The 20,581-nt window shown below is 68.5% G+C and carries 15 protein-coding genes; 2 read left to right on the top strand and 13 right to left on the bottom strand.

Annotation, left to right across the window (positions count from 1 at the left end; translation table 11 throughout):
- Positions 1-3: 3 nt before the first annotated feature.
- The 9 genes from WME96_RS09145 to WME96_RS09105 all read right to left on the bottom strand — a co-directional run bounded on the left by WME96_RS09145 (position 4) and on the right by WME96_RS09105 (position 11,641).
- Complete coding sequence (locus tag WME96_RS09145; RefSeq protein WP_233561296.1) at positions 4-495, bottom strand: ATP-binding protein; 492 nt, start codon at positions 493-495, stop codon at positions 4-6.
- A complete protein-coding gene (locus WME96_RS09140; RefSeq protein ID WP_437289759.1) occupies positions 495-1,484 on the bottom strand; it encodes a PP2C family protein-serine/threonine phosphatase in 990 nt (329 codons plus the stop codon). Before WME96_RS09140 ends, WME96_RS09145 begins: the two co-directional genes overlap by 1 nt.
- A gap of 48 nt (positions 1,485-1,532) precedes the next feature.
- Positions 1,533-2,450, bottom strand: coding sequence for a slr1658 superfamily regulator (locus WME96_RS09135; protein ID WP_012234413.1), 918 nt, complete (start codon positions 2,448-2,450; stop codon positions 1,533-1,535).
- A gap of 24 nt (positions 2,451-2,474) precedes the next feature.
- The gene (locus WME96_RS09130; RefSeq protein WP_437289758.1) at positions 2,475-4,862 is read right to left on the bottom strand and encodes a SpoIIE family protein phosphatase; all 2,388 of its coding nucleotides are present in this window, start codon (positions 4,860-4,862) and stop codon (positions 2,475-2,477) included.
- Between the two features lie 46 nt (positions 4,863-4,908).
- A complete protein-coding gene (locus tag WME96_RS09125) occupies positions 4,909-6,018 on the bottom strand; it encodes a methyltransferase domain-containing protein (RefSeq protein WP_433934842.1) in 1,110 nt (369 codons plus the stop codon).
- 125 nt (positions 6,019-6,143) lie between these two features.
- Positions 6,144-6,701 carry a hypothetical protein gene (locus WME96_RS09120; protein ID WP_433934841.1) on the bottom strand — a complete coding sequence of 186 codons (558 nt, stop codon included), beginning with the start codon at positions 6,699-6,701 and terminating at the stop codon, positions 6,144-6,146.
- A 1,035-nt stretch (positions 6,702-7,736) separates the two neighbouring features.
- A complete protein-coding gene (locus tag WME96_RS09115) occupies positions 7,737-8,966 on the bottom strand; it encodes a tetratricopeptide repeat protein (protein WP_437289757.1) in 1,230 nt (409 codons plus the stop codon).
- The gene (locus WME96_RS09110; RefSeq protein WP_437289756.1) at positions 8,963-10,525 is read right to left on the bottom strand and encodes a SpoVR family protein; all 1,563 of its coding nucleotides are present in this window, start codon (positions 10,523-10,525) and stop codon (positions 8,963-8,965) included. Before WME96_RS09110 ends, WME96_RS09115 begins: the two co-directional genes overlap by 4 nt.
- 6 nt (positions 10,526-10,531) lie before the next feature.
- Entirely contained in the window at positions 10,532-11,641 is a 1,110-nt protein-coding gene (locus WME96_RS09105; RefSeq protein WP_061605397.1) for a DUF444 family protein, read from the bottom strand.
- Positions 11,642-12,005: 364 nt separating this feature from the next.
- Here WME96_RS09105 and WME96_RS09100 point away from each other — a divergent pair, with 364 nt between their 5' ends.
- A complete protein-coding gene (locus WME96_RS09100) occupies positions 12,006-13,016 on the top strand; it encodes a hypothetical protein (protein ID WP_437289755.1) in 1,011 nt (336 codons plus the stop codon).
- A 196-nt stretch (positions 13,017-13,212) separates the two neighbouring features.
- Positions 13,213-13,824, top strand: coding sequence for a hypothetical protein (locus WME96_RS09095; protein ID WP_437289754.1), 612 nt, complete (start codon positions 13,213-13,215; stop codon positions 13,822-13,824).
- A gap of 156 nt (positions 13,825-13,980) precedes the next feature.
- Here the strand turns inward: WME96_RS09095 and WME96_RS09090 are convergent, their stop codons facing one another.
- The 4 genes from WME96_RS09090 to WME96_RS09075 form a co-directional block, all read right to left on the bottom strand.
- Complete coding sequence (locus tag WME96_RS09090; protein WP_437289753.1) at positions 13,981-14,208, bottom strand: hypothetical protein; 228 nt, start codon at positions 14,206-14,208, stop codon at positions 13,981-13,983.
- Between the two features lie 700 nt (positions 14,209-14,908).
- Positions 14,909-16,348, bottom strand: a complete 1,440-nt coding sequence (locus WME96_RS09085; RefSeq protein ID WP_437289752.1) for a carboxypeptidase regulatory-like domain-containing protein — start codon at positions 16,346-16,348, stop codon at positions 14,909-14,911.
- A gap of 391 nt (positions 16,349-16,739) precedes the next feature.
- Positions 16,740-17,282, bottom strand: a complete 543-nt coding sequence (locus tag WME96_RS09080) for a hypothetical protein (RefSeq protein ID WP_437289751.1) — start codon at positions 17,280-17,282, stop codon at positions 16,740-16,742.
- Between the two features lie 50 nt (positions 17,283-17,332).
- Entirely contained in the window at positions 17,333-20,524 is a 3,192-nt protein-coding gene (locus tag WME96_RS09075) for a bifunctional [glutamate--ammonia ligase]-adenylyl-L-tyrosine phosphorylase/[glutamate--ammonia-ligase] adenylyltransferase (protein ID WP_437289750.1), read from the bottom strand.
- Positions 20,525-20,581: the final 57 nt, after the last annotated feature.

Below are 20,581 nucleotides of genomic sequence, written 5' to 3'. Positions count from 1 at the left end.
TTTTCAAGGGAAAGTAGCCTGGACGACGAGGATTCCATCGACGTACTGCGTCGAGAGATGGAATTTGTTCTCAGCAGTCAGCCGAATGAGGCCTAGGCCGCCCCTGCGCCGGTCGTTGCGCCGCTCGCGCACCGTCCTGGCGAAGAGCTCCCTCGGGTCCTCCGCGGCGAAGATCTCGTCGAATACCGCCTTGACGGTTCGGTACTCCTCCGGCGTGACGCGGTTGGAAACCTTGATGAGCAGCCGATCCGGGTCGATGCTCAGGTCGAGTCGCACCTCGCTCTCGCGCTCGGTCCCGTGCTGGATCACGTTGGTGACCAGCTCGGTGACCACCACGTTGACCTTCTGGCATATCCGCCTGGGATAGAACCGCACCAGCAGCGCGTCCAAAAAGTTCGCAAGCAGGCCGGCCACGTCGCCCGTGATGTGATCGATCGGAGAGATGTATATCGATGCACCGACCGACGTCTGCGAATGATTCTTCTCGGGCTTCATCAGGCGCACCTTCGCAGGATGATCAGTGTGATGTCGTCGGCGTCCGCCACTCGGAACCGCGTGTAGTCCTCGATGCACCGATCGAGGATGACCTGCACCGGCTCCTCGCTGTGCTTGACGACGATTTCGTTGAGACGTTGCACGGAATATATCTCCCCGCTCGCGTCCTGCGCCTCGAACATCCCGTCTGTGTACAAGGCGAGGACGTCATCCTCCTCGAACGGCAGCTCGAACTCGTGAAACGGCTTGATGCGCAGACCGATGAAGTTGCTCACCCGGTTGAACGAGCGAGGCGTCCCTCGACGGACCAGGAGTCCGTAGCCTCCGCCCGACACGTAGCGGAGGAATCGGTCCGTAAACATGACGAAGTTCACCGTCGCGTACCGGCGGACCTCCCGCAAGAACGAGTAGGCGCTCCGGTTCACCCAGTCCACGATCGCCCCCGGGCTGTCGAGCCGTTTGGTGGCGTGCGCGAACTGGGCCTTCAGAAACGCCATGATGAGCGCCGACGATACTCCGTGGCCCGATATATCGTAAACACCGATCGCGTGGCGCTCGCCGGGGAGATAGAAGAAGTCGTAGTAGTCCCCTCCTACCTGTGCGAGCTGCTTGTGGAAGATGGCCATGTCGAACGCCGACGCGATGGCCCCGCTCGCCTCCGGCAACAGCGCGCGCTGTACCTGCCGCGCCACCGCGAGGTCGTCGTCGATGGCCCGGTTGTACCCTTCAAGCTCGTTCTCAATGCTGGTCGCGTGCTCCAGGATCGCCTCGTGCACCAGGGAGAGGTCGTCGAAATCCAGCTTCAGCTTATCGACGTACTCCAGGAGTGCGTTGCAGCGCTCCATGAAGTCTGTGAAGTTCCCCTCGTCGCGTAGCAGTGTGTTCCACGCTTGCCGCTCCTTCACGATCGCCCTGATGGCATCCAGATTGTTCTGCTTCTGTATGAAGCCTCTGGAGTGCATCGAGCTGAGGTCCTTGGGTGCAGTCATGGATCGACCTGGACGCGATTCGGGTTGGACGGAAGATCCCATCCGATCTCAATCACAGAGTATCATCTCGAAGTTCTGGTTGAACTTCTTCAGGTTGGGCAGCGACTTCCCCTGCCACGGGATGGACTTCGACCCGCGGACGATGAGCTGGAGCTCGCCCTTCTTCCGGGTGGCGATCGCGAACTTGTAGAGGACGTTGATCCCCGAGCTGTTCAGGAAGTTCAGCGCCCTGACGTCGAGGGTGATGGTGGGCGGATTCGTGGCGAGGACCTTGTCGAGCAGCTCCTCGATGGGGGCGTACTCCGTGGTGCCGCCAAGACGAAGGATGCCCTCCAGGTACACCACCACCTCAGAGGGATCGTACCAAACCCGGTAGTTGCCACCTTTGATTTCCATTCTCGACCTTTCGTTCAAAATAGGAATCCTGGCCATCGTCTTGATGCTGAAGCTGTTGACCGAGATCGGGTCCAGCTTCCACCCAAGACTGACACCGTAATCATTCATGATGATCAGATAGCCGAGCCCCGATCCGGCGTTCTCCGCGTCCTCGGCGTTCGCCTCGGCCTGCCTCCGCAGGAGCTCCCCGGGATCCTCCTGCGTGAGCTCGAGGAGCTTCTCGCGCAACGAGGGGACAGCGGCGTTCGTGATCTGGTTGCTGACGAGGCACACCAGGTCCTCACGCCCGATGCCGACGGTCACGGTGATATCACCGTGCTGATTGAACTTGACGGCGTTCTCGACCAGCTCGTTCAGGACGTAACCGATGGCGCCTGAGACTTCGTCGCGGCTGATGAGCCTGTCCTCCCCGTCGATCTCCGGGAAGAGCTCGCCGAAGTACTCGGCCATGAAGTTTGCCGTCAGGTTACAGAGGCTCCATCTCACCGCGAACGAGTCGGGGTACAACGTCAGCGACATGTGCTCGCTGAACGAATCGTCTAAAGAGTAGACGCCGATGATTTCGCTCATGGTAATGCCCAGTCTCCCCCTTGCTCATACCCTCTTAATGACAAGTACCGTAATGTCATCATGGATCTTGTTGTAGCCAACGTGCGCCAAGACGTCCTCGATGATAGCGTCCTTGATCTCCTTGGAGTTTCTCTCGTGGTTCCGCGAGATCACCTGACACAGCCGGTCGATGCCGTACTGCTCCTCTTCTGAGTCCTCCGCCTCGGTGATGCCGTCGCTGAAGAGCGTCACGACGTCCCCAGCCTCCAGCGCCACCTCGATGCTGCCGATGAAATCGCTGATATCCAGATCGATGCCGATCGGCAACCCGAGCCCCATGGTCTCGACGCGATCGAGGGTCCCGTCCTTCCGGACGATGATCAGGTCCTCGTGCTGTCCGGTGAGCTGGAGCTTGCCGTCGCTGTAGTCGAGCAGGGTCAAGGACAGGTTCTTGTCCGAGCGGATGCGCTGGATGTTCTGGTAGATGACCTTGTTGACGATGCTCAGGAACTTCTTCGGATCCCGCTCGTTGCTCGCGAGCAGGGTCCGCACCGCCGTCTGGACCATCAGCATCAGAACGCCGCTCTCCAGCCCGTGGCCGGTGACGTCGCCGATGCCGATCTTGACGAGCCCGTCGCTCCGGAGCACGTCGTAGTAGTCCCCTCCGACCTCGTCGGCCGGGGCCATGTAGCCGGCGATGTCGAGGCCCGGGATCTCCTGGAGCTCGCTCGGCGCCGGGAGCACCATGAGCTGGAGCTGGCGCGCGACGTTCAGCTCGGCGCCGAGCCGGATGTTCTCCTGCGCGAGCTTCGCGTTCAGGTCGCTGATCTCCGCGTTCGCCTTCTCGAGCGCACGCGTCCTCTCACCGACGAGCTCCTCGAGGTTGTTGGTGTAGGCCTCGATCTCGCTCGCCATATCGTTGAAGGCGACGCCGAGCTGCCCGATCTCGTCCGCGGAGTTCACGTCGATGCGAACGCCGTAATCACCCTCCCGCATCCGCGTCGCGCCGCTCGAGAGCGCGACGAGCGCGCCCGTCATCTTGCGAGATACGAGGTAGACGCCGAGCATCAGCACGAGGAACGAGGCTATCGTGACGAGGATCTGCTTCGTGACGATGCTGGTCCGGCTCTCCTCGATGGCGCGCTGGGACGCGAGGAGCGACGCGTACAGCTCCTTCTTCGGCACGACGAACCCGAGCGTCCACTGCTGCGACTCGATCCGCGCGCCCGGACCGGCCCAGCTGTTCACCGGGGCGAGCCGCTGGAGAGCGATGATGTACGCCTCGCCGGCGATCATCCGTTCATGGTAGTCCACGTTGTCGTCGCTGGGCAGCGCGATCATCGCGACGGCGGGGTCGCTGCTGTCCTTGAGACGACGCTGGAGGACACCCACCCCTTCGCTCTGCCCCGCTCCGCCTTCGGCCCGGAGGCGCAGCGTCGCGACGCCGAGATCGTTCACGGCGAGCACGTTGCCATCCGCCTGGGTCAGGAAGGCGAAGCCGGCGTTCGCCAGGCGGACGTCCTTGATCGACTCGACGAGCTGCGCGAGGGTCAGGTCCAGCCCGAGCGCGCCTGCGAACTTGTCGCGCTCCTTGCTCCAGATCGGATGGAACGCGGTCATGATCATGCCGCCGCCGCCCGCGTCGTCGTAGGGCGCGGTGACCGTCGTCTGGACGGGACGGCTCTGTAGCCCGTTTGGCTCCTTCAGCCACTCGCTCCAGCTCTCGACGAGGCCGGGATAGAAGAAGTCGTACCACCTCTTCTCGTTGTGCCCGGGATAGAGCTTGTCGAACGTCCCTCCCATATCGAGGTAGGGCGCCACCCGGACAAACGGCTGCTCCGCGCTGCCGGCGTAATAGACCTGGAGCTTGTCGGCTCCGTACTTCTGAAACGACGGGAGGATGAGGTCGAGCAGCGCGGTCTTGTCCACCGCGCGCTGCGCGTCCGGCAGGATCTGGCCGTCCTTGCCGAGGTAGCCCCAGACGCCGACCACGGTCGGCTCGTCCGGGCCGTTCTGCCACCAGTTGCCCTTCTCGTTGTGGACGAGCTTGTCTCGAAAGAAATCCATGCTGGCGACCTTCGCGTGCAGCTCATCGAGCTGGTCGCCCTGGTCCACCATCGTCTGCACGATGGCGGCCAGCATCCTGAGATCGGCGTAGGCGTGGCCCAGCCGCAGGTTGACCTGCTGCGCCGTGTCGCCGAGGTGGTTCGTCAGATACTCGCGGTTCGCCTCGTTCAGACCGCCCTCTATCTCGCGGGCGGACTTCTGGCTGAGCTCATGCAGACCTTGCCGAGCGACGAGGACGTTCAGGAGGGCACCGAGCAGCACGCTGAACCCGGTGACCAGCATGAACTTCGTATTGAATTTCTTGAGCCCAATGAAGAAGCCGCGCCGCCGCGGCTCGTTCAGTGTCTCATGAGCAGGCGAGGTCACGTATGAGTATCTCCCACCGAAACGACTGCGGTTCTCACGAAACCACCTACATCATCTTCACTGGCTTGCGCCCGGAGCCCGCGTAGATGGGCCACGACGCCAGTCCCTTCGGGTTCGTGATGGTCGCCATGTGGACCTTCAGGCCAGCAGAGATCTCCTGATGAAACTCCGGAAGTGTGCCGGCCGTGGCCGCCATCTGGCTCGTCCCGTTGATCCAGCTCTCCACGACCCGGGCGAAGTCGTAGCAGTCCGTGTTCATGTTGGTGATGTCGATGAGGTTGATCTTGAGATCTTCGAGGCCGGCGTCCGTCAGCACCTGCCGCGTCTTCATGCCGATATCGAGATCCATGCCGACCATCTTGCCGAGCTCGAGGATGCGCTGGTAAGTCGCGCGGATGAGCTCGTGGTCGGGCCACCCGTAGTTGCACGACATCATCTCGTTCGTGATGTAGATGCGTCCGCCCGGCTTGCAGATGCGATAGAGCTCCTGCATGATCATCTCGGGCTGGTGGAAGACCTGAAGCGCGAGTCGGCAGGCCACGAAATCGAACGAGTTGTCGGGCAGGAGGAGGGTCGCGGCATCCCCGTACTGGTACTCCACATCCTCCATCCCGAGCCGCTTCGCCATCTCCTGGGCGTAGCGGAGCGATGGGCGGGAGTGATCGACGCCGACCAGGTACTCCGGCTTGAAGTCCTTCTGGAGCATCACGGCGAAGTATCCTAGCCCGCAGGCGATGTCCGCGATCCTCATCCCTGGCATGAGGCCGTGGTGCGGCAGTATCTTCCGCTCGTGCTCCCAGATGATCCGCTCTTGCAGGCGGAGCACGTCGATGAACTCGGCGTCCTCCAGCATCCGCTGGATCGGATAGAACGCCATGTCGTAGATCTCGACCGAGACGTTGGAGTAGATCTCCGCGATCACCTGGAACTTGCGGATGGCCCAGGGGATGACGCTCGAAATAATGAGCTTTATCTTGAGGTTAGGTCGCGCCTCGACCGCCCAGCGAACGAACCTGTTGATCTCGAGGAACGCGACGTTGTTCATGTACTTGAGACGCTTGAAGTCCAAGCACAGCTCGCCCCGCGCGCTCTTCGCTGCCGTCTCCAGCGTGCTGCGGATGGCCCTCATCTGATCGGCGCCAAAAGGTCGCAGCATGCCTGACAGCGCGACCTCCTGATCCGTCTGGTCGACGCGCATGCTGAAGGTGACCTGCGAGCGCCACGATGGAAGGCCGCTCGAGGAGGAAGGCGGCACGACGGATTCGCGACCGATCGAAGCAGTCATAATTCGTCTACCTCAGTGAACGGGAACTGAATGGCCAGCAGAAGCTGACCCCCGCCCGCGGGTTCGGTGATGCTGAGTTTGGAGCCGTATACAACCGCGAGTTCCAGCAGCCCAAGCGCCTGCGCATCGTCGTCCGGAACATCGTTCTCGAGCTGTTCTCGATACCAGGACATCGGGTCGGGCTGATTCACCAGCTGGACGGCGTGGTTGTAGAACTGCGCGCTCTGTTCGTTTACCGGGACCTCGGCCTCGACGAAGATATGACTCTGACTCTTCCGGAACCGTATCTGTATTTCGCCGCTTGGCCCGTGATTTCGATAGACGGCTTCGAGCAGCTCATTGAAGAACGTCGACAACAGGGTGGCATGGCGCTCGGGGTCGTCCTCGTTTGCACTGGCGTATCGCGCAAGGAAGTTGGCCAGCTGATGACAGTGGTTCCAACGTTTGCTAAAACCACCCACGGAGAAGTTCGCAGAGATGACCATACCGTCCGCCAGAGGAGCCGGCGGCGGTCGCAACGTCGGGGCTATGTCGGCCTGCTTGGAAACGGACATCAAAGCCTCGGGGGTTGGTTGACGAGTGAGGCACGAACGAGGTTACCCGGGTTCGGGGTGCCCCGTCGAGTGCATCGCGCGGTTTCCGGAGAGCGCCATCCGGGAGTTCAGACGGCAGAAACGTCAGCGGCCGCCCGGCCCGCTGCACAAGGTATGCCACCCGTCCTCAACATTTTTGTAATACGAATCGCACTTCTCGCGGGACACTGGACGCATGACCAGATTATCGAAGGGGGAGCGCTCTCTTCCAGCCAGCCGTACCGCGCGACGGTTTCGCGCTTATCCGGGCGAAACGGGCTCAGCTTCTACCCCGATGGGACACCATGAGTCCTCTCACGGCAGTCGGACATTTTGTCCACAGAGCACCCGCGGCAGACGCTGGATCTGTGGTTCCGATTACATACATCTCCCAGGGTCATCTCCGCCGAGCGCACGGTGGTTGACCATCAGATCATTTGGAACGGCTGGAGAGAGGTAATCGAAAGTTCATCGCTGCTGTCAACCCCTTGCCGCGCGCCGAAGGTGCGCTCAAGCATCGTGTGGTCCCGAGCGTCGCCGCGGGAGTACGGGGCGATGCGTGCGCTTACCTACCCGCCTGCCGGTGGCGCACCGGACTCCAGTGCGTCTCTCGGACGCGGATGCGGTATGCGGCCCTCTCGCGCGGGAGTCGGCATCTCGGGGGCGCGCGGCGCCGAGCGCCGCGCCGCGCAAGCGCCCGCCGCTGGGGCGCCGGGGGTCGTCTCGCATCCGGGGTCGCTCACGACACCGATGGTCCTGCAGCCCCCGTCCTCCCTCTGGCTGCCGCTCGATCGAGGGCGCGAGCCCGCGTTCGGCGGGAGCGGCCAGGTGGTGCGCAAGGTCGGACGCCGCAACGATTGAGCTTGACAAGCAGCCACGCAGACGACGCGTGTAGTCAGCATCGCGGTACCTGGGCGCGTCTGCTCATGGCCGCCGCGCACGGCGCCCGGCGCGGCTTGACCACGCGCTCGCGCTGCACGCGGCGCAGAGGCGGCTCGCGCAGCCGCGGCCTCCGCGTCACCTCGGCGCGGCGCCGCGCCGCTCGATCGCGTCGAGCTCCTCCATCACGGCCTTCACGCGCGGATCGGTGGGATCAACGGCGCGCGCCTTCTCGTACGCTTCGCGCGCGTCCCTGAGCTGTCCCGCCTGCGCCAGCGCGTTGCCCAGGTTGATCCAGGCGCTGCCGAGCTTGTCATCCAGCTTCAGCGCCTCGCGGTAGAGCGCCGTCGCCTTCTGCAGGTCGCCGCGGAGGTGGTGCGCATACCCGAGGTTCGATCGGTACGTGGCGCGGCTCGGGTCGCGCGCCACGGCGGCCTCGAGGTAGGGGATCGCTCGCGCAGGATCGTTCGCGGCGAGCAGCGCCGTCCCGAGATCGTTTTGCAGGCGCGCGTCCGCTGGCGACAGCCGCGCGGCGCGCTCGTAGGCGCGGATCGCGTCGGCCGTCTTGCCCGCGGCGAGCAGCGCTGTCCCGAGGTTCGCCTGCCGCTCGGCGTCCCCGGGCGCGAGCTCGGCGGAGCGCGCGAGCTCTCGGACAGCGTCCTGCAGGTTTCCGAGCGCGAGGTGCGCGACGCCGAGCGCCGAGCGCGCCTCGGCGTCGCTCGGCGCGAGCTCCGCCGCCCGCGCGAGCTCGCCGAGCGCCGCCTCGGCGCGGCCGAGGACGAGGTACGCGCGGCCGAGCTCGAGGTGCGCCGGCGCGTAGCCCGGCTCGAGCTTCACCGCGCGCTTCAGCTCCGGAATCGCGGCGAGCAGCGTCCTGTCGTTCGGCGCGCCGCCGAACTCCGCGGACACTCCCGCCCTGGCGATCGCCGCGCGCTGCGCGCCGACGATCGCCGCGGCGTCCCGCCTGTCGAGCTGCGCCGCCGCGCGATAGGCCTTCTCCGCGGCGACGAAGTCGCCCGTCGCGTAGGCGGCGTCGCCCTCCTCGAGCTTCCTGTCCGCCGCCGTCCCGGTGCCGCGCGCGACGCGCGGCGGCGGGCTCGCCGCGGCGGCCTCGCTGGTCGACGGCGCGTCGAGCGGGACGCCCGAGCCGGCCAGCGCTCCCGCCGGTGCCCCGCTCCCCGCCGGCGGCGCGGCGGCGCTCCCCGTCGGCTGCGCGGCGGGCGATGCCGGGGCGGGCGGCGGCGCCAGCGCAGGCGGCGCGCCGAGCGAAGCAGACCGCGCGGGCGCCTCCGAGGGCGGCGGCGCGGCGGCGCAGCCGGCGAGCGCGAGGAGCGCCGTGAGCCGGCCGATCGATCCGTTGGAGCTCACAATTTGTACGGCGTCATCGCGTGCTCCTTGCCATCGTACCGGAGCAGCACAGGCTTGTTATCCATCCTGGTCGCGACGCCGACGGGCCGCTTCCAGCACCGGACCAGCGCGACGAGCGTCTCGCGCGCGTAGTCGGCGCGCAGATCGAAGCCGCCGTGCACGTGCTCGAGCAGGAGCTCCCCGCGGTTGCCGTAGTTGGCGTCGACCACGCGGATGTACGGATCGCCGAAATTCGTGAGCTGGAAGAGGAGCTTCTCCTTCACCTCCTTGAACTCGCGGCTCTCGATCTCGAACCTGTCGTTCCGCCCGGAGAAGCCGAACGTGTACATCTTCTGGTCGATCACGAACTCCGGCGTCAGGAACTCGTCGATGAAGGTCACGTCGTTGTAGAGCGCGCGCACCTGGAAGATCTTCTCGCGGCCGAGGCCGAGCCGCATGTCCCAGGTGCGCTTCGCGTCGAGGTCGGTGCACTCCTCCCACTCGCGGCCGAAGCGGCCCTTGTTCCACCGGTCCTCGATGTAGCGATAGAGCTCCACGCCGACCTTGTACGGGTTGAAGCGCCCCGGCGCCGTCGCCATGACGCCGGCGTTGTTCTCGGCGTAATCGATGATCTCCGAGGCATCGAGGACCTTCTCGGTCATCATCTTCGAGTGCCAGTACGAGGCCCACCCCTCGTTCATGATCTTCGTCTGCCGCTGGGGTACGAAGTAGTAGGTCTCCTCGCGGATGATCTCGAGCACGTCGCGCTCCCACCGGTCGAGCGGCGCGTGGTCGAGCAGGAACTTGAGCACGTCCCGCTCGGGGCGCTCCGGGACCTTGCGCTCGGGCTTCTTCTGCTCCTGCCGCTTCTTCCGCTGCGCCTCGAGGATCTCCTCCGGGTTGATGAAGGAGTCCATGTACTCCTTCGCCCGGAGCTTGTACGTATCCATCGGCTCTTCGGTGGGCTCCTCGTCCTCCTTGGGCGCCGGGCGGCCGGTGAAGGGGGCCCACGGGTCGATGAGGTTCTCGAGCGAGAGGCAGTGGTCGATGAACGCCTCGACCTTGTTGATGCCGTGGCGCTCGATGTGGCGCGCCACGCGCGCGCCGTGGTTCGCCATCTTGTCGATCCACTTGCGGTCGGGATCGTAGTTCTCGGTCTTCCGCACGGGGTCGACGATCGGGCCGCGGTGGTCGAGGTCGGTGGACCGGAAGCAGAAGTTGTTCTTGAAGAAGTCGACGTGCGCGTACACGTGCGCCATCACGAGCTTCTGATCGGTGAGCGAGTTGCCCTCGAGCAGGTAGGCATACGAGGGGTTGTTGTTGATGACCATCTCGTAGATCTTGGAGAGGCCATACTCGTAGCTCTTCGAGAGCTGCTCGTACTCCATGCCGAACCGCCAGTGCGGGTAGCGGCTCGGGAAGCCGCCGTACGCGGCGATCTCGTTCATCTGGTCGTACGTCAGCATCTCGAAGATGACCGGGAAGAAGTCGAGCCCGTAGTCCCGGGCGATCTTCTCGATGCGCTCCTTCTCGGTGCGCAGGTAGCGGGGGAGCGCGGTGTTCAGCGCGAACTTGCTCATACCGCTCTACTTCCCCTTCCCCAGGAAATCCTTGATGCTGCCCACGATCGCGTCCTTGTCCCTGATCTCGCTCACCACGACCCGGTCGTCCTGCGAGAAGTGCTCTTTCAGGTCCTTGATGAACTGGCCCGACCCGTAAGGGCTCTCGACCTGCCCGTAGGCGAACATGTTGACCCGCGGCAGGATCTGCGTCTTCAGCACGTCCACGCAGGAGAGCGTGTCGTCCATCGACCAGTTGTCGCCGTCCGAGAAGTGGAACGGGTAGATGTTCCACTCGTCCGGCGGGTAGTCGTTGTCGATGATCTGCGAGCAGAGCTTGTAGGCGCTCGAGATCATCGTGCCGCCGGACTCGCGCGTGTGGAAGAACGTGTCCCGGTCGACCTCGCGGGCGATCGCGTCGTGGATGATGAAGCGCGACTCGAGGCCCTTGTACTGGCGGGTCAGCCACGCGTCGATCCAGAACGACTCGATGCGCACGATCTCCTTCTGCTCGTCGCCCATCGATCCGGAGACGTCCATCATGTAGATGATGACGGCGTTCGCGACGGGCTCGGTGATCGTCTTCCACGAGCGGTACCGCTTGTCGTCCGGGATCGGGACGACGACGGGCGCCGTCGGGCGGAACGTCCCGCTCGAGATCATCCGCTTCAGCGCCTCGCGGTACGTCCGCTTGAAGTGGCGCAGCGACTCGGGGCCGACGCGGCGGATGCCCGAGTAGCGGTCGTGGGCGTTCGAGATCTTGCTCTTGCCCTTGTCCTGGATGTCGGGCAGCTCGAGCTCCTCGCCGAGGATGCTGGCGAGCTCCTCCAGCGTGACGTCGACCTCGAGGAGGTGGTCGCCCTCGCCGCTGCCCGCCTGCCCTTGCCCGGGCTGCTTGTCGTCGGAGCCCCCCACGGGATCGCCGGGGTTGCCGTCGCCCTGCCCGACGCCGCCGCGCTGCTTGTCGCCGAAGCGGAAGCGCGGGATGTCGATCTGGGGGATGGGAATCGAGACGAGGTCCTTCCCCTTCCGCCCGATGAGCTCGCCTTGCGAGATGTACTTGCGGAGGTTCTCGCGGATGCGGCCGCGAACGATCTGACGGAAGCGCCCGTGATCCTGGTCGATCTTCAACGACACGCTGGCGAGTGTAGCATCGGAAGCGGTCTCCGGTCCGCACGTTCGGCGGGTCGCGCTGTCCGCCGTCCCACCGTCACGCCCGCCCGTCGCGGACTGCGCCCGTGGTAGCCTCCTGGACGTGCTTCCCCGAGCGGTCGATCTCCCACCCCCGCGGCACCCCTGAGGCACCCGTGAGCCCGACGACGCCGCGCCTCGGCGGCGCGCAGGACGGGGCGCCGTGCGCCGCCCCGGGCGACCGCTGCGCCGGCCGTGTACCGGGCGGGTCTGCCGCGGGAGCGGCCGGGACGGGGACGCGCGCGGCGCGGCCGACGGCGGCGGCATCTGGTCCTGACCGATGATGCGAGGCGCGATCGTGCGAGGCTCGATGGGAAACGGCTGCGCGCTGGCGCGGGGCGCCGCGCTCGCCGCGCTCGTCGCGATGACCGCAGCGCCGTCCGCGCAGGCCGCGCCGCCGGCGGCGCCGGCCGAGGGGGCGCCGCGTGATCTCGCGGTGGTCGGCCTGCTCGTCGATCTCGAGAAGATGGTCGAGGTGCAGCAGTCGCTCGGCTGGACGATCGACAGGTACGAGCTCGACGAGATCATGTCGCCCGCGCTGATGAGCGTGTGCTCGGCGACCCCGGAGACGCGCGTCGCCGCGCTCGCCGCGCTCGACCGGCGGATCCTCGAGCTCGGCGGGCCCGTGGAGGAGGCGTTCCGGCGCCGCGGAGGTGACCTCGACGAGGTCGCGGATCTCCTGTTCGCGACCCGGGTGCGCGCGCTCCTCGACGAGGCGATGCGCCGCGCGGGTCACGGCCGCGACACGCGCGATGCGCGCGCGACGTACGAGACATCGACCGAGTGCCCGTTCTGGCTCCGGCCCTCGCCGGCTTTCCGGGGGCGCGAGACCGACGCCTACCGGACGACCCTCAACCTGGAGGGCGGCGGCCTCGGGGCGCTCGAGGCCGCGCAAGGCAGGGTCCTGCTCGGCGCGGGCGGGTCGGCGCGGCTGCTGCTCGGCCGTGGGCTCGACGAGCGCTGGACGTTCCTGGCCGGCGGCGAGTTCGGCGGCACGGCGCAGTTCGAGCAGACGGAGACGAAGACCCGCTTCCCCATCAGCTTCACCGCCGCGCTGCCGATGGTGCTGCGGTATCACGCCCGCACCTGGCACTACGAGGGCGAGCTCGCCTCGCTCGCGTACTTCACCCAGGACGACCTCCGCGTGAGCCCGGGGCTGCGGCTCGGCGCGCTGGTCGGCGTCTCTGCCCTGCGGGTGCGCGGCATCATGCCGTGGGCCGGCCTCGGGATCGCGGTCGAGCACGTGCTGGAGACCCACCGGCGCCCCGCCCAGTGGAACCTCAAGACCGGCGCTCGCGTCGGCTTCGACTGGGGTTTCTGAGCGCGCCGGCGCGGTCTTCAGAGGCGATGTGCGGGGAGCCCGACGCGCAATAGGCGCCTCCGCCCGGGTGGGCTACAGCGGCTCCTGATTTCGATTCCGGTACTTCCCGCCGACTTTCCGACCGGGAAAGAGGAAACGCTGTGGCACCATGAGTCCACGAGCGAGCTCATGTCGAGAGAGCTCGGGGGAGGGCTCAATGCCGAGAGGCGAGACAGCGAAGGATACGTCCAAGCAGAGCAAGCGGGTCGGGAGCGGCGAGCGGGAGCAGGCTTCGACCGCGACGTCCCAGGGCGAGGTCGGTCGGACGGCGTCGGGCCGACGGACCCGGTCTGCGGCCGCGGGCGCGCGGAAGACCGCGGGCCCGACGCGGCGGGGGACCCAGGCCAAGAAGGGAGTGCGCAAGGCCGGCGCAGGCGCCGCGGCGCGGCCGAGCGGGGCGCGGCGCGCCGCGGGGACGGCGAAGAAGGCGGGCGGAACGGCGAAGAAGGCGGGCGCCGGGCAGGCGAGCCGGCAGCGGAGCGCCGCCGCGAAGAAGGCGGCCGCGACGAGGAAGCGCAACGCCGCCGGCGTGGCGGCGGGGCGCGCGCGCAGCACGGGGGGGCCGGCGGCCGGCGGCGCGCGGCAGACGGCGCGCAAGGCGGCCGGCGCGAAGCGGACGACGACGCAGCGCGGGGGCGCGACGAAGCCGCGGACCTCCGCCGCCCGCGCCGGGCGCGGCGGAGCGCAGCGGACGAGGGCGGCGCAGCCGGGCGCGCAGCGGGCGGGCCAGAAGCGCGCGACCGCCGGAAGGCGGTCGGCGGCCCGCTGAGCCGCAGCGTCGGGCGCGCCGCGCGTCGCGGAGCGCCCACCGCATCCTTTCCCCATCTCCCGTCCCAGGATGATCCGGCCGCTCGTCGGCGAGCGCCGTCGCGCCGGGGCTCGATCGGAGCGACTGGTCAGCAGGCGCCGCCGCGCTCGGGCTCGATCAGAGCGACGACGGCGCCGGCGAGGACATGGGCTCGCCCACCATGAGGATCACCCACGTGGCGGTGAGGAAGTGATACGAGGCCCCTCCGAGGCCCGCCACCGCCGACCGCGCGCGCGCGCGCCTCGCGCAGAGCGGGCAGCCCGCGTCGCCGCGCCGACCGATCAGGTACCGGCGCGACGACGGCGGCGGTGACGCAGGACAGACCTGAACTTCATCGCCCTCCATCACTCCGCACTTCCCCCCCATCCTGCTCTGCAGCGGAGGCGCCTCCGTGCGCCCGGTGCCCTGCGACGCCCCGCGGGACCGGGGCGCACGACCCTCCTCGCCAGGCCAGCCCTCGAGGACCCGACATGCGGCCGCTGACGTAGGGAGATGCTGGACCATCGTAGGCATGCTCCTTCGGACGATCCGAGAGCCAACGACCCAGGCGCGGAATGTGGCGCCGCACTGCGGCCGAGATTCATCCTAGCAGGATCCCGCGGCCACGCATGGATGACATTCCGTATCTGCGTGGTGCTTCCCACCGCGACAGCCTCTTGTCTTCGCTGTCGTGTCCCTGCGTATCTTGTGCATTTCCTCTGCTTGATCGGTATCGCAACGAGGTGCGCGGGAGCAGAGCGTCAATTGCGCCGGCAGCGTGAATCTACAGCACGGCGCGTACAATGGCGAGCGCTGGCGCTCCGCGCGTCAGGCGGGATTTTCCGGAGCGATGTTAAGGCATGTCCTGATGAACTCCGGCGCTCACCGCACCGGCGGGGCGGGGCCCGCCCACGCCCTCGGGGCGAGCGTCATTCCCAGGACGACTCCGGGAAGAGACGATGGATACCAGGAAAAGGCTGACGGCCGTCCTGTAACCGCGGGGCACCGCTCCGGAGCTGGCGCACCGGCATCAGCGATCCGGGGCTCGCGGCGCGCGCGGGGCGCGTCAGCGCGGGATGGGCTCCGGGACCGGCGGCGGCTCGTCGTCGGGCACGATGCACGCCGACAGGTCAAACAGCATGAAGAGCAACGCCTTCTCCTGAGGGGTCAGCTCCTCCGTGGAGCAGCCCTCCGGGAAAGGCGGGCCCGTGAGATCGCCCGCGGATACGTGGATGTCGGTGAACACGAGACGGCCGCACTGCTGGTCTTCCGGGACGCCGATGGGCGTGTTGAACGTGAAGTACTGGATCCCCGCCGGCTCGGGCTGATCGTAATAGATCCACCGGGTCGAGATCTCATCGTTCACGTCGTTCACCGTGTGCTGAGCCCCGTTGATCACGATCTGACCGTGCACGTCCGACGCCCCGACGTTGACGAGCCAGTCCGCCAGCGCTTGCCCCTTCGGGAGCGTGGTGTTCACGAGCGCCGTGAGCGGGCTCTCCGGGTCCTCGTTGAAATTGTCCCAGACCGCCGTGTCCGGGAACGGCGCCGGCCCGCGCTTCAGCCAGACGTTGTGCCAGTGGGACGCGAACACGCGCCCGCCGAGCGACGTGTAATCGAACAAGGCCTGGCGCGCGGTCTCGGGCTTGTCGTCGGCGTACGGATCGCCCTCGCAGGCGAGGATCACCATGTCGTACTGGCGCAGGCTGTCCACGGTCCCCCAGAGGCTCGTGGCCGGCGTGAACTCCGCGCCTTGATTCAGGCCGTCCGCATACTGCGTGGTCACGGGGTGCCCGGCGTCGCCGCGGCCCGCAAACAGGTTGATCCGGCCGGTCCCGGTCTCGGGCGTGAACTCGCTCTCCGAGATCCCGAGCTTGTGCAGCAAGCATTCGAGCGGATCGGCGCCGCCCGTGGTGAGGGCGATCTTCGGGATGTGCCCCTCCGCTTGATTGCGCGGCAGTCGGATCGTCCCGGCGTCGGTCGGTGTGTCCTCGCACCCCTCGACCGCCGGGAGGATGATCTCGCGCCGCCACTTGCCCACCTGAACGACGAGCGGGATGTTCTCGCCGGCCGGCACGTCCTCCAGGACGAAGTTTCCCTTGGTGTCGGTCAGCGCGGTCACGATCGGGGAGCCCGAGAGCGTCGCGCTGCACTGGTCGCAGGTCGCGCCGTCCGTGATCTCGTCGAGCGGCGCATTGGGCACGTAGACGATCACGTTATAGAGGGGCAATTTGCCAGAGGGGTCGTAGACCGTGCCGCTCACGGTGGTCTTCGCCTCGCCCTCGCAGTCGACCTGCTGGCATTCGAGGCCCTCGCACGGGCCCTCGCCGCCCGTGCCGGTCCCCCCGACGTTCACCAGGACCCCACCACCGATACCGAAATCGCTGCCGCCAGTCCCGTGTCCACCGCCAGGCCCCGCGCCGCCGGATGCCGTGGTCGCCGTGCCCCCCGTGTCGCCGCAGGAGCAGCCAGCCATGACGCCCGGCGCTACAGCGATCGCAGCCATCAAGACTCCCGCCTTGCCCGACCAAGTCAACATTTCGAGCCTCCCGGGCGCTGCCGGCAAACGTGCCCTGCTGCCGCCCAGTGTCTAGCGTAGGCCAGGGGCTAGAAATCGGGAAGTATGTCCGGCGAGGAGCAGGAATGAAGCGATGGTAGATCAGGGTAAGCCCTGATACCCCAAACTACCGACTCCGCGCAGGACGCGCGCATCGCGAGGTCGGACGAACGGAGTGTGATCTCCGCGCGTGCGACATGGTGTGAGCGACGATGACAGAGGGCTCGGGGCAACGGCGGCGGGCGCGCGGACGCGACGGCTGCGCCGCGCACACGCACGGGGGAGAGGGCGAGAGCGGCGGCCGCCCTGCTCCTCCGGAGCGGAGCCGCCGGGCGATTGGCTACTCCGGATTCGCGCGCGAAAGACCGAACCAGAGCACGGCGTGCCAGCGCTCGTTCCATCTCAGCAGCATCGGCCCGATCGCAAACCCGGGCCCCGCGGCGCGCAGCTCGTCCTTGAGGGCGCTCACGGGCCACGGGTTGCCGAACGCCCTCTCGCCATAGGTCAGCGCGAGCGTCGGCGCGCCGTCGAGCTCCGAGGGCAGGAGCTGCGCCTTGAAGCGCCACACCTTGCTCCCGAGGACCACGTTCGTGCCGGAGTTGCCCCCGTGGTCGAACTCATTGCCTTTCCAGGGCATCCAGCGCGACGCGAGCGCGGTGATCAGCGGGCGCGTCGCCATGTGAACTCCGGCCGTCGGGTGCAGGGCGAGCAGGCGCCCTCGCGGCGCGTCGCCGAGCTCCGCGGGATCGGCCGGCTTCCCCGCCTCGTAGAGCTGCCGCAGCGCGTCCGGGTGCGCGCCGACGAGGCTGTCGAGGGAGGTTGCCTGGATGTTGCAACGGCGCGCGACCGGCGGCGCTGCGTGCTGCTCGCTCTGGGTGGTCATCGTCTGGCGCCTGGCATTCCACCGCGCCCCGCGAGGGTCAACGGCAACCGTCAGCGCGCCTCGCCGGACGCGCTCGACTCCGGCGCCGCCTCGCTCCCGACGATGGCCTCGTACGCCGCGCGGACGCGCCCGGTGATGGCGCCGTAGCGCGCGAGCAGCTCCCGCGCCGACTCGGCCGCGGTGCGGCCCCGGATGCCCGTCCGCCGCGCGAGGAGCGGGACCCCGGGCGCGTTCTCCTCGAGGAGCTGCGAGGCGTCCGCGTGCACGATGCGGATCCGCTGCTCCAGCTTGCGCAGGAAGGCGTGGCCGTCCCGGAAGACCTCCGCGTGCTTGGGCGACAGGTACCCGGCCGAGGCGAGCGCGTCGATCGCCGCGAGCGTCTCGGTGGTCCTCACGCGCGGGTCGGCGCCGTGGCGCATCTGCAGGAGCTGCACCGAGAACTCGATGTCCGCGAGGCCGCCCCGCCCGAGCTTGAAGTCGCGCCGGCCGCGGCGCTCGTGCGAGAGCTCGCGCTCCATGCGGAGCCGCAGCCGGTGGATCTCCTCGGCGATCGGATCGAAGTCGTCCGCGTGGAGGTACGCGGCCTCGTGCGCGATCGCGATCGCCTCCGCCCCGAGCTCGGGATCGCCCGCCGCCGCGCGCGCCCGGATCAGCGCGAGCCGCTCCCAGGTCGCCGCGCGGATGTGCCGCGCCCCGGGCGACGACTCGGGCTCCGCGGACGCCGACGCCGTCGCGCCCGCGCGGCGGATGCCGTGATAGCGCGCGAACGAGTCGATCGACGTGACGAGCAGCCCCTGGCTGCCCGACGGGCGCAGGCGCGTGTCGAGCTCGTAGCCCGGTCCGGCCGCGTGCGACATGGAGATGAGCCGGATGATCTGACGGGCGCGCCGCGCATAGTACGTGCCGGGGTCCGAGCCTGGCCCGTGATCGCCGGCCGACGCGCGCGCCGGATCGAACAGGAAGAAGACGTCCAGATCGGACCCGTAGCCGATCTCGCGGCCGCCGAGCTTGCCCATCGCGATCACGGCGAGCCCCCGCACCGGCTCCCCCGGCGGCGTCCCCAGCGCGAAGCGCGTCGCGGCCTCCAGCGACGCGTCGGCGAGATCCGAGAGCGCGAGCGTCGCCTCGCGCGTGCCGACCTCGCCGCTGAGGTCGGCGAGGCCGACCTCGATCGTGACGCGCGCCTTGGCGCGCCGGAGCGCGGCGATGAGCGCCTCCTCGGGATCGTCGTCCGGCGCGGCCTCGCTGAGGCTCTCCTCGATGGTGTGCCTGATGACGTCGGCGCCCGGCGCGCCGCGCGCGAACAGGACGACGTCGACGAGCTCGGGGTACCTGACCATGGCGTCGCCGATGAACGCGCTCGACCCGAGCGCCTCGACGAGCCTGCGGAGCGCGCGCGGATCGTCGCCGAGCATGCGCGCGTAGACCGACGAGTGCCGGATGCGGGAGAAGCACAGCCGGAGGAAGCGCGCCGCTTGCTCGGGATCGGCGGCGTCGACGACCGCGGCGAGCAGCGTCTCCGCGAGCGACGAGGACGCCTCGCGGCTGCGCGCGCCGAGCAGGCCGTCCGGGTGCCGCGAGAGCTCGAAGAGGTCGTCGGCGACGTCGCGGAAGCGCGCGGCCAGCGAGGCGTGCGTCCCTGGCTCGATCGGCGCGGCGCCGGGCTGCGCGGCGAGCTCGGCCGCGGCGCCCGCGTCCGCCGCGGCGCCCGCGTCCGCCGCGGCGCCCGTGTCCGCCGCGGCGCTGGCGGCGCCCTCCGGCTCGCCCGCCGGGCCGCCGAGGACGAGCACCGCGTGCTTCGCGAGCGCCTCGGCGAAGGCGTCGCGATCGCCGCGGTCGAGCGCGGCCATCGCCTCGATCCACCGCGATGGCCGGGAGCTCCCCTTCGGCAGGAGCGACAGGAGCCGGGCCTTGATCCTACTCCGGCGCTGCTCGGTGTCGGCGAGGAACGCCGCGGCGTCCTTGAAGCGCAGCGTCCGGGCGAGGCGCTCCATCTCGGCCTCGCTGTCGGGGAGCAGGTGCGTCTGCACGCCGGTCGCGGACTGGACGGCGTGCTCCGCGCGCCGGAGCGCGAGGTAGCCCTCCACGAGCTCCCGCCCCTCGCGATCGGTCACGTACCCGAGCGTGCGCAGGCGCCGCAGGCCGTCGAGCATGCCCTGCGCGCGCGCCCGCGGCTCGCGCCCGCCCCAGATGAGCTGCAGCGCCTGCACGAAGAACTCCGCCTCGCGGATGCCTCCGGGGCCGAGCTTCAGGTCGCGCGAGGCGTCGTGCGAGAGCTCGACGCGGGCACGCTCGACGAGCTCGATCATGTCGACCGCGAGCTGCGGGTCGACCCGGCGCCGCCAGACGAACGGGGCGAGCACCCCGAGCGCCTCGGCGCCGAAGTCGAGATCGCCCGCGATCTCGCGGGCGCGGAGCAGCGCGGCGCGCTCCCAGAGGCGGCCGAACGACTCGTAGTAGCGCTCTGCCGCGGCCAGCGAGTTGACGATCGGGCCGCTGCGCCCCTCGGGGCGCAGCCGGAGATCCACGCGCCAGACGAAGCCGTCCTCCGTGACCTCCTCGAGCGTCGACGTGAGGCGGCGCGCGACGCGCGCCCAGAAGTCGTGCAGGGTGACCGAGACGGCGCGATCGCCGGAGGGGCCGACCTGCCCCTCGTCGGTGTCGTAGAGGTAGATGAGGTCCACGTCGGAGCCCGCGTTGAGCTCGTCGCCGCCGAGCTTGCCCATCCCGAGGACGACGAACTTCGATCGCGCGCCCGTCGCCGTGCGCGGCTCCCCGAACCGCGCGGTCACGGCCGAGACGGCCTCCGCGAGCGCGATCTCGATGGTGGCCTCGGCGAGCGCGGTGAGCTCGCGCGCGGTGTCGTCGACGTCCGCACCGCCCGCCGACGGCGGGAGCAGCTCGCGCAGCGCGATGCGGATCCGCTCGTCACGCGCCGCGCGCCGGAGCTCGCGGCGGACACGGTCGGCGTCCGAGACGTCGCCGACGCGGGCCCGGAGCCGCGCGAGGTACGTGGCGCGGTCGCGGGCGGTCTGGTGGCCCTCGGCCGCGAGCCGCTCCGCGATGTCCGGATTTGCCTCGATGACCGCGCCGATCGCGGGGTAAGCGGCCGTGAGAAGCGCCGCGATCGCGAAGGCCATCGTCCCGGGGCGTAGGCGAGGCGTCAGCCGCGCCGCGCGCTCCTTCACGCGTTGCTCATCGATCGCGTTCGCGATCTCCAGGAGCCTCGAGACCTGTTGCATGGCCGGAGGCTAGCAAGACCGTGGGGTCGCGAACGTCGGTTCCGCAGCGCCCGACCG

Origin of the sequence: Sorangium sp. So ce406, assembly GCF_051474675.1 — a bacterium.
Lineage (GTDB): Bacteria > Myxococcota_A > Polyangia > Polyangiales > Polyangiaceae > Sorangium > Sorangium cellulosum_G.
This window is presented reverse-complemented; position numbering and strand designations above follow the sequence as displayed.